At 63.6% G+C, this 8393-nt stretch carries 9 protein-coding genes; all 9 read left to right on the top strand.

The window, feature by feature from the left end; translation table 11 throughout:
* Positions 1 to 113 (top strand): hypothetical protein (locus VII69_05030; protein ID HEY5094468.1); only part of this gene is annotated, 113 nt, incomplete at its 5' end.
* Positions 114 to 138: 25 nt separating this feature from the next.
* The gene (purD, locus tag VII69_05025) at positions 139 to 1416 is read left to right on the top strand and encodes a phosphoribosylamine--glycine ligase (GenBank protein ID HEY5094467.1); all 1278 of its coding nucleotides are present in this window, start codon (positions 139 to 141) and stop codon (positions 1414 to 1416) included.
* Positions 1417 to 1530: 114 nt separating this feature from the next.
* The gene (gene purF, locus VII69_05020) at positions 1531 to 3009 is read left to right on the top strand and encodes an amidophosphoribosyltransferase (GenBank protein HEY5094466.1); all 1479 of its coding nucleotides are present in this window, start codon (positions 1531 to 1533) and stop codon (positions 3007 to 3009) included.
* A gap of 151 nt (positions 3010 to 3160) precedes the next feature.
* Positions 3161 to 3379 carry a hypothetical protein gene (locus VII69_05015; GenBank protein HEY5094465.1) on the top strand — a complete coding sequence of 73 codons (219 nt, stop codon included), beginning with the start codon at positions 3161 to 3163 and terminating at the stop codon, positions 3377 to 3379.
* 40 nt (positions 3380 to 3419) lie between these two features.
* The gene (locus VII69_05010; GenBank protein HEY5094464.1) at positions 3420 to 3866 is read left to right on the top strand and encodes a hypothetical protein; all 447 of its coding nucleotides are present in this window, start codon (positions 3420 to 3422) and stop codon (positions 3864 to 3866) included.
* A gap of 162 nt (positions 3867 to 4028) precedes the next feature.
* A complete protein-coding gene (locus VII69_05005) occupies positions 4029 to 6308 on the top strand; it encodes a bifunctional salicylyl-CoA 5-hydroxylase/oxidoreductase (protein HEY5094463.1) in 2280 nt (759 codons plus the stop codon).
* Positions 6305 to 7084 (top strand): SDR family oxidoreductase, encoded by a 780-nt coding sequence (locus VII69_05000; GenBank protein ID HEY5094462.1) that lies wholly within the window; start codon positions 6305 to 6307, stop codon positions 7082 to 7084. The genes VII69_05005 and VII69_05000 overlap by 4 nt, the downstream gene beginning before the upstream one ends.
* The gene (locus VII69_04995) at positions 7081 to 7566 is read left to right on the top strand and encodes a MarR family transcriptional regulator (protein HEY5094461.1); all 486 of its coding nucleotides are present in this window, start codon (positions 7081 to 7083) and stop codon (positions 7564 to 7566) included. The genes VII69_05000 and VII69_04995 overlap by 4 nt, the downstream gene beginning before the upstream one ends.
* Entirely contained in the window at positions 7563 to 8393 is an 831-nt protein-coding gene (locus tag VII69_04990) for an enoyl-CoA hydratase family protein (GenBank protein HEY5094460.1), read from the top strand. The genes VII69_04995 and VII69_04990 overlap by 4 nt, the downstream gene beginning before the upstream one ends.

The following is an 8393-nucleotide window of genomic DNA, read 5'->3' as shown; positions in this document are numbered from 1 at the left end:
CCTACGAAGCGCTTCAGCGCATCTCCACGCGCATCGTCAACGAAGTGCACGGCGTGAATCGCGTGGTGTACGATATCACCTCAAAGCCCCCCGCGACCATCGAATGGGAATGAGAGCATCCGCTAGCCACGTGCCCGGGTGAAGGTTCTCATCGTCGGCGCGGGCGGGCGCGAACACGCGCTGGCCTGGAAACTGTCGCAATCGCCGAGCGTCGACGCGCTGTTCACCGCACCCGGCAACGCCGGCACCGCCGTCCTCGGAACGAATTGGCCTGGCGCCCCAGTGACGGCGGCGCCGCAGATCGTGGCAAAGTCGTTGGCTGAGGGAATCGGACTGGCCGTCATCGGTCCGGAGGCTGCGCTAGCGGCCGGATTGGCCGACGCGTTGCGCGCTGCGGGGATACCGACGTTCGGCCCAAACCGGAACGGCGCGCGGCTTGAGTCGAGCAAGGCGTTCGCCAAGCAATTCATGGCCCGCCACGGCATTCCGACGGCGCGATTCCGTCTCGTCCACGACTTGAAGCAGGCGCAGCGGCAACTCAACGAGTGGGCCTGGGGCAGCGTCGTCGTCAAGGCCGATGGCCTGGCGGCCGGCAAGGGCGTCGTCGTCTGCGAGACCGTCGCCGAAGCGAGGTCGCTCCTCGAGGGCTGGTACGGCGAACGCAAGGTTCCCGGCGGCGGCTCAACAGTTGTCCTAGAGGAAGCGCTGCGCGGCCGGGAAGCGTCGGTCATGTGGGTCACCGACGGCCACCGGGCGTACTCGCTCGCTCCGGCATGCGACTATAAGCGCGCCGGCGACGGGGATACCGGCCCCAACACCGGCGGCATGGGCGCATATTCGCCGGCTGCAGACGTTCTAGACGACGCGGGATCGACACGGATCGGCGTCGAGATCATGGCGCCGGCGCTCGAGGGTCTCCGCCACGATGGCACCGACTATCGCGGCTGCTTGTACGCCGGGGTCATGGTGACTGCCGACGGGCCGATGTTGCTCGAATTCAACGCGCGATTCGGCGATCCCGAGACAGAAGTTGTGTTGCCGCGCCTTGAGTCCGATCTCGCTGCGCTGCTGCTCGGGTGCGCGAACGGCGAGGTGGCGGAGAAGGATCAGCCGCGATTCACGTCGCGCGCGTGCGTCGGCGTTGTGCTTGCCACGGAAGGCTACCCACTGAAATCCGAGCCCGTGAAAGGGCTACCCCACGTCGATGGCGCGACGTTTTGGGGCTCGTCGGCGATCAATGGCGAGACGGTGGATGCTGCCGGCGGCCGCGTATTGACTGTGACGGCGCTGGGCGACACGATTGCGGATGCCCGCGCTGCCGCCTATGCCTCCTGCGGCGCGTACGGAAAGCGACTGGCGCCGGGGACGAAGCTGGTGTGCCGCAGCGACATCGCGGCGAGAGTACCCGCTGACTAGAGCTTGACGTTCCGCTCATGCGTCCTACTCGTAGTGCTCAAGCGGCAAGCCAGCGTGTGTTTTGTTTGCCCGAAGGTTGACACGTTTGTGCCTATACGGTAGTGTCATAGGTGTATGGATACGCCCCTGCCCCAGAGTTGGAACGGCTACCTTCCTAAGCCGGAGGGCAGCGAGGACGCCATACACGATGCCTGCGGTGTGTGCGGCTTTTTCACACCGGGCCAAGACGTGGCCCGCGCCACATTTTTCGCGCTCTATGCGTTACAGCATCGCGGTCAGGAAAGCGCCGGCATGGCCGTCTCCGATGGCGCCGTGTTGCGCTGTCACAAGGAGATGGGCCTCATCTCTCAGGTGTTCGACGAAGCGCATCTCGGCGCACTTTCGGGGCATCTATCGGTAGGCCACACGCGCTATTCGACGAGCGGATCGTCGGTTGTGTACAACGCGCAACCGCTCATGATGCATTGCGACCTCGGCTGGTTCGCCATCGCGCACAATGGAAACCTAGTGAACACCGGCGCTCTGCGCGATCTGCTTAGCGACACCACCGTTCCAACGAGCAACTCCGACACCGACATCATGGCGCGCTTGATCGCCTTGGAACCCGACGGCGACATGGAAGAGCGCATCGTGCGCACCATGGACCGCTGCATCGGGGCTTTTTCCATCGTCATGTGCACCGAAACCCAGCTGTTCGGTTTTCGCGATCCGTGGGGCATCCGTCCGCTCTGCCTGGGAAAATACAATGGCGGCTGGATGCTCGCTTCGGAGTCTTGCGCGTTGTCCACAGTGGGCGCAGAGTTCGTGCGCGAGGTGGAACCCGGAGAGATCATCATCATCGATGCCAACGGCATGCGCAGCCGCATGGTGCCCACCGAGTTCAAACGCGCGAATTGCGTGTTCGAGTACATCTATTTCTCGCGGCCGGATACCGTATACGCTGGGCGCGAATTGTATCTCGCGCGATACCGCATGGGCCGCGAACTGGCTAAAGAGCATGCTGTCGAAGCCGACGTCGTCATGGGCGTTCCGGACAGCGCGACCGCGGCGGCCATCGGCTACGCGGATGAATCGGGCCTGCCGTACATCGAAGGCTTGATGAAGAACCGTTACATCGGGCGGACATTCATCCAGCCCGATCAGCAGATCCGCGCGCAGGGCGTGAAGCTGAAGTTCAATCCGCTGCTCGCCAATCTGAACGGCCGCCGCGTCGTCCTCGTCGACGACTCCATCGTTCGTGGCACAACCACCAAGCAGTTGGTGGCGCTGCTGCGGCGTTCGGGCGCGAAGTCGGTGCACGTGCGCATCACGTGTCCGCCCATGCGGCATCCCTGTTTCTTAGGAGTGGACACAGCCTCGTACGATCAGTTGATCGCGGCCAATCTCACCGTGCCCCAGATACGCGAGGAGATCGGTGCGGATTCGTTGGGATTCCTCAGTCTGGATGGATTGATCGCCGCCACCGAGCGCGATCGCCGCGAGCTTTGCACCGGCTGCTTCACGGGCAAGTATCCGCAAGGCATCGACGAGCAGTTACAGGGAGTGGTGCGGCCGGTCGAAGGTGTGCTCGCCGATCCCGCGATGAGCGGCTAACTCGTATTAGGGCAAGCATCGCTTGCCCCGTTCTTAGGTAGGAGGGCAAGCATCGCTTGCCTCGTTTTGGGTGAGCGTTGCTCACCCTCCTACGAGAATCTATATGACCTCACGATGTCACAGACCGGCGACTTCCGTGTCTTACCAATCGATGCACCACCGTACATATCTCGCTCATCGCACCGCCAAAACCGATCCGGCACAGGGCGCGGCCGTGGCCGTTCTCCAGCTCATCGACCGCGATCTTGCCGCCGCCGGTGTGTTCCTTCCAACTCCACTTCGTGCCGGTTCCAAGCCGTCACATATATTCGATGTTCGTGCCGCTCGCGCGGTCGCGCAACTGGTGCAGGCAATTCTTAGAGCCGCGTAGCAATTACCGCGCAATTCACACACGCGTCAAGGAGGTCCGCATGATGGTCCTTGGTCGTATTGCGTTTGGGCTCGCCACCGCCGCCGCATTATCCGTCGCGACGGCGTACGCCGATTCGATGATGCCAGCTAAATCGCCGCCGCCGCCGAAACCCATTCCCGCCAATTTCGTTCAAGTGTCGCCCTGCGTCAAGACGATGGGCGTGCACTACGCCGACGTGACGAAGCCGTTAGCCGGATCGACGATTTACGGCGTCAATCAAGGGAAGCCGGTATTCACCGAGATCATGCTCACACCCAAACAGTTTGCGGCCGGCGGCTCCTGGGATAACGTCTTGCGGCCGCTGCCGGGCTATACGATCGACCACGTGGATATCGACTATTTGAAGAACGGCCACCCAGGAATGCCCTTCGCGCACTACGACCTGCACGCGTACTACGTGCCGCACGCCGTGCACATGAAATTCTGCCCTAACGGCGTGATGTAGGCCCGACCTTTGTAGGAGGGTGACCGTACTGGGGCAAACGATGCTTGCCCAAAAATGGGTGAGCGTTGCTCACCCTCCTACAGGAACGGGGCAAGCCTCCTCCTTGCATAATTCCTTTAGATGTAATATATTTAGGCTGAAAGCACTTTGGCGGGAGGACGCATGCGCATTGCCTGCATAGGGGGCGGTCCGGCCGGACTCTATTTCGCATTGCTCATGAAGCGGTCCGATCCGAATCACGCGATCACCGTCTACGAGCGCAACCGCCCTGGCGACACATTTGGCTGGGGCGTCGTTTTCTCCGATCAGACGCTCGGCAATCTCGCTTTGGCGGATCCGCCGAGCCATCGCGAAATCGAAGACGGATTTATCCATTGGGATGACATCGACATCCACTTTCGCGGCCGGCTCATCACGGCTGGCGGACAAGGATTTAGCGGCATCCGCCGCACCGTGCTGCTCGATATCTTGGCGCGTCGCGCCGCCGCGCTCGGCGTCGAAATCCAGTTCCAAACCGATGTAGCAGACGACGCGCAGGTCGCCGGGGCCGATTTGATCGTCGCGTGCGACGGAGCCAACAGCCGCATTCGTGCGATCCACGCCGACGTGTTCGGGCCGGTGCTGGAAACGCGCGAATGTCGTTATGTCTGGATGGGCACGGCAAAACATCTCGACGCATTCACCTTCGCCTTCGAACGAACCGAGGCGGGATGGTTCACGCTGCACGCGTATCCGTTCGACCCCGAAACGAGCACGTTTATCGTGGAATGCCGCGAAGAGACCTGGCGCGCGGCGGGACTGGACGCGATGAACGTCGCGCAGACAACAGCGTTTTGCGAAAAGCTCTTCGGACGTTACTTAGATGGCCACGCGCTGCGTTGCAACGCTGCGCATCTCGCGAACCCGTGGGTCACATTCGTCCAGGTGCGCAACCGCTCGTGGCACCACGGCAATATCGTGCTGCTCGGCGACGCAGCCCACACGGCGCACTTTTCCATCGGCTCCGGCACGAAGCTGGCGATGGAGGATGCGATCGCGCTCGCACGCGCGGTGGCATCCAGCGCGAATCTCGAAACGGCATTTGAGGCTTACGAAGCCGAACGCACCGTCGAAGTTCTCCGGCTTCAGAACGCGGCGCGCAATAGCATGGAGTGGTTCGAGCACGTCGACCGCTACGCGTCGCTCGGCCCGGAGCAGTTCGCCTATAGCCTGTTGACCAGAAGTCAGCGCATCAGCCACGAAAATCTGCGCACGCGCGACGGCGCGTACGTCGCGGATGTGGAGGCGTGGGTCGCCGACTCGGCCCAAGCGCCGCACCGGCCTGCGCCACCCATGTTCACGCCGTTCAAACTTCGCGACCTCGAACTGCACAACCGCATCGTCGTCTCGCCGATGGCCATGTATTCGTGCACGGACGGAATGCCAAACGATTTCTACCTCGTGCATCTGGGATCTCGCGCACAAGGCGGCGCGGCTTTGGTGTTCACCGAGATGACGTGTGTCTCAGCCGACGCGCGCATCTCGCCGGGGTGCGCCGGCTTGTACTCACCCGGTCACGCCGCGGCATGGACCCGCATCGTCGAATTCGTTCACGAGTGGACGCACGCGAAGATCGCGTTGCAGTTGGGCCACGCGGGGCCGAAGGGCTCCACGCAGCTCGGTTGGGAAGACGGCGACGAACCGTTGGCGTCGGGCAATTGGCCGCTCATCGCCCCGTCGGCAATGGCGTCCGGCCCGAGCAATGCGTTGCCTCAAGAGATGACGCGTGCGGATATGGATCGCGTGCGCGACGAGTTCGTCAGGGCGGCCCGTCTGGGAGCGGCCTGCGGATTTGACTTGCTCGAACTTCACTGCGCGCACGGCTACCTCTTGTCGTCGTTCATCACGCCGCTTTCGAATCATCGCCAAGACGAGTACGGCGGCTCGCTCGCAAACCGCCTGCGCTATCCCCTTGAAGTGTTCAGCGCATTGCGCGCGGTATGGCCGCAAGAAAGGCCGATGTCGGTGCGCATCTCGGCAACGGACTGGGTCGACGGCGGCATCACGGGCGCCGATTCGGTGGAGATCGCCCGCGCATTTAAGGCGGCAGGCGCCGACCTGATCGACGTTTCCGCCGGTCAGACCTCGCGATTGGCATCACCGGTCTACGGGCGCATGTTCCAGACGCCGTATTCGGACCGCATCCGCAACGAGGTGGGCATCGCAACTATGGCGGTGGGCAACATCTTCGAGCCGGATCATGCGAACGGCATCATCGCAGCCGGCCGCGCGGATCTTTGCGCGCTCGCGCGTCCCCATCTGGCCGACCCGTATTGGACGCTGCACGCCGCGGCGCAGCTCGGGTATGAGACGGTCGATTGGCCTAAGCAATATCTGCAAGGGAAGGCGCAGTACTTGCGCAACCTGCAGCGCGCCATGCAGACTCAGGCGGCGCAGGCGTGAGCGGCGAGCTCGACGGGCGTCATGCGCTGATCACCGGCGGCGCGGGCGGAATAGGGCTCGCCACCGCGCGCATGTTGATGGATCACGGTGCGCGCGTGACGCTCGCTGGAAGATCGGCCGAACGGCTCGAGATCGCCGTCGCGGATATCGGAGGAACCCGTCGCGCGCAGGCGCGGATCGCCGATGTCACGGACGAACATGAGGTAAACGATGCGTTCGAGTCCGCGGCCGCCGCGTTCGGGCCTATCACGATTCTCGTCAATAGTGCCGGCGTGGCCGAAAGCGCACCGTTTTCGAAGACCGATTCCGCGCTTTGGAATCGTCACATCGCCACGAACCTGACGGGCCCATTCTTCTGCTGCAAAGCCGTCGAAGCGGGGATGCGGCACGCCGGGTGGGGCCGCATCATCTCCATTTCGAGCATCGCCGGGTTACGCGGCGGCGCCTACATCGCCGCATACTGCGCCTCTAAGCACGGCGTCATCGGCTTGACGCGCGCGCTGGCGGCCGAGTTCGCCGCCACAGGCATCACGGTGAACGCTGTTTGTCCGGGATACGTGGATACGCCCATGACCGATGCGTCGGTCGCAAACATCGTGGCCAAGACCGGAATGCCGGCGGACGTCGCGCGCGCGAAACTCGCCGGGACCAATCCGCAGCGCAGATTGCTGCGGCCCGCCGAGGTGGCCGAGTCCGTCGTCTCGCTTTGTCTGCTCGGTTCGGAGTCGGTCACAGGCCAGGCCATTGTCGTTGCGGGCGACGAGGCAGCGGGATGACGCTCGATAGCGAGACTCGCGCTACCGGCGAAGATCACCGCGCTCTGCGGCTGTGGCTCAGATTGTTGGCGTGCTCGAATCTCGTGGAGAGCACGGTGCGCTCCCGTTTGCGGACGCAATTCGCTACCACACTTCCTCGATTCGATTTCATGGCGCAGCTCGAACGCAACGCGGGCGGTCTCTCCATGGGCGAGATCTCGCGCCGCATGATGGTCTCCGGCGGCAATATCACCGCCATCGCCGACCAACTCGAGCATGAAGGCCTGGTCGCGCGGACGACCGCGCCGAACGACCGGCGAGCCCAGCGAGTGCGGTTGACGGCTGCGGGCAAACGGGCGTTTCGAGACATGGCGCGAGCGCATGAATCGTGGATCATCGACCTTTTCGGAGGGCTCGGCGCGCGCGACCAAGCCGATTGCTACGGTCTGCTCGCGACGCTCAAGGCCCATTTGGCGGCCGCGGCAAAGGACGGCGCACGATGAATGTACGGGGCGAGAGATTTTCCGCGTTCGACTATCGAGCGCGCTCGTTCGCGTGGCACGTGGCGGACGGCATCGGCACGATCACATTGAACCGGCCGGAGCGCAAAAATCCGCTCACCTTCGAATCGTATGCAGAACTCCGCGACTTGTTCGACAACCTTCGGTTTGAGAACCGCGTAAAAGCGATCGTCCTCAGCGGCGAAGGTGGCGATTTCTGCTCGGGCGGCGACGTCCACGATATCATCGGCCCGCTCACGAAAATGGCGGCGCCGGAATTGCTCGACTTCACCCGGATGACGGGCGATCTGGTGAAGACGATGCGCGCGTGTCCGCAGCCGATCATCGCCGCGATCGACGGCGTCTGCGCGGGTGGTGGCGCGATCCTCGCCCTCGCGTCGGACCTGCGTCTTGGCACAGAGCGAAGCCGCGTTGCTTTTCTGTTCGTCCGAGTCGGTCTTGCGGGCGCCGATATGGGCGCGTGTGCCATGCTGCCGCGCGTCGTCGGCCACGGCCGGGCTGCCGAACTGCTCTACACCGGCCGCGCGCTCGGCGGCGCAGAGGCGCTCGCTTGGGGGTTTTACTCCCGGCTGTGCGCGCCCGAGTCTCTTGCCGCCGACGCGCGTGCGCTTGCTGCGTCGCTCGCCTCGGGGCCCACCTTCGCGCACGCCATGACGAAGAAGATGCTGCACCTCGAATGGTCCATGGCGCTTGACGACGCGATAGAAGCGGAAGCCCAAGCGCAGGCGATGTGCATGCAGACCGGCGACTTCCGGCGCGCGTACGAGGCGTTTTCCGCCAAGCAGCGGCCGCAATTCCGGGGCGAGTAA

This window comes from Candidatus Eremiobacteraceae bacterium, from assembly GCA_036511855.1.
GTDB lineage: Bacteria > Vulcanimicrobiota > Vulcanimicrobiia > Eremiobacterales > Eremiobacteraceae > JABCYQ01.
This window is presented reverse-complemented; position numbering and strand designations above follow the sequence as displayed.

What these genes read in the sequence shown, in the direction of transcription:
- purF (HEY5094466.1), top strand. Translation starts at nt 1,531, where the DNA reads ATGGATACGCCCCTGCCCCAGAGTTGGAACGGCTACCTTCCTAAGCCG.
- VII69_05015 (HEY5094465.1), top strand. Translation starts at nt 3,161, where the DNA reads ATGCACCACCGTACATATCTCGCTCATCGCACCGCCAAAACCGATCCG.
- VII69_05010 (HEY5094464.1), top strand. Translation starts at nt 3,420, where the DNA reads ATGATGGTCCTTGGTCGTATTGCGTTTGGGCTCGCCACCGCCGCCGCA.
- VII69_05005 (HEY5094463.1), top strand. Translation starts at nt 4,029, where the DNA reads ATGCGCATTGCCTGCATAGGGGGCGGTCCGGCCGGACTCTATTTCGCA.
- VII69_04995 (HEY5094461.1), top strand. Translation starts at nt 7,081, where the DNA reads ATGACGCTCGATAGCGAGACTCGCGCTACCGGCGAAGATCACCGCGCT.
- VII69_04990 (HEY5094460.1), top strand. Translation starts at nt 7,563, where the DNA reads ATGAATGTACGGGGCGAGAGATTTTCCGCGTTCGACTATCGAGCGCGC.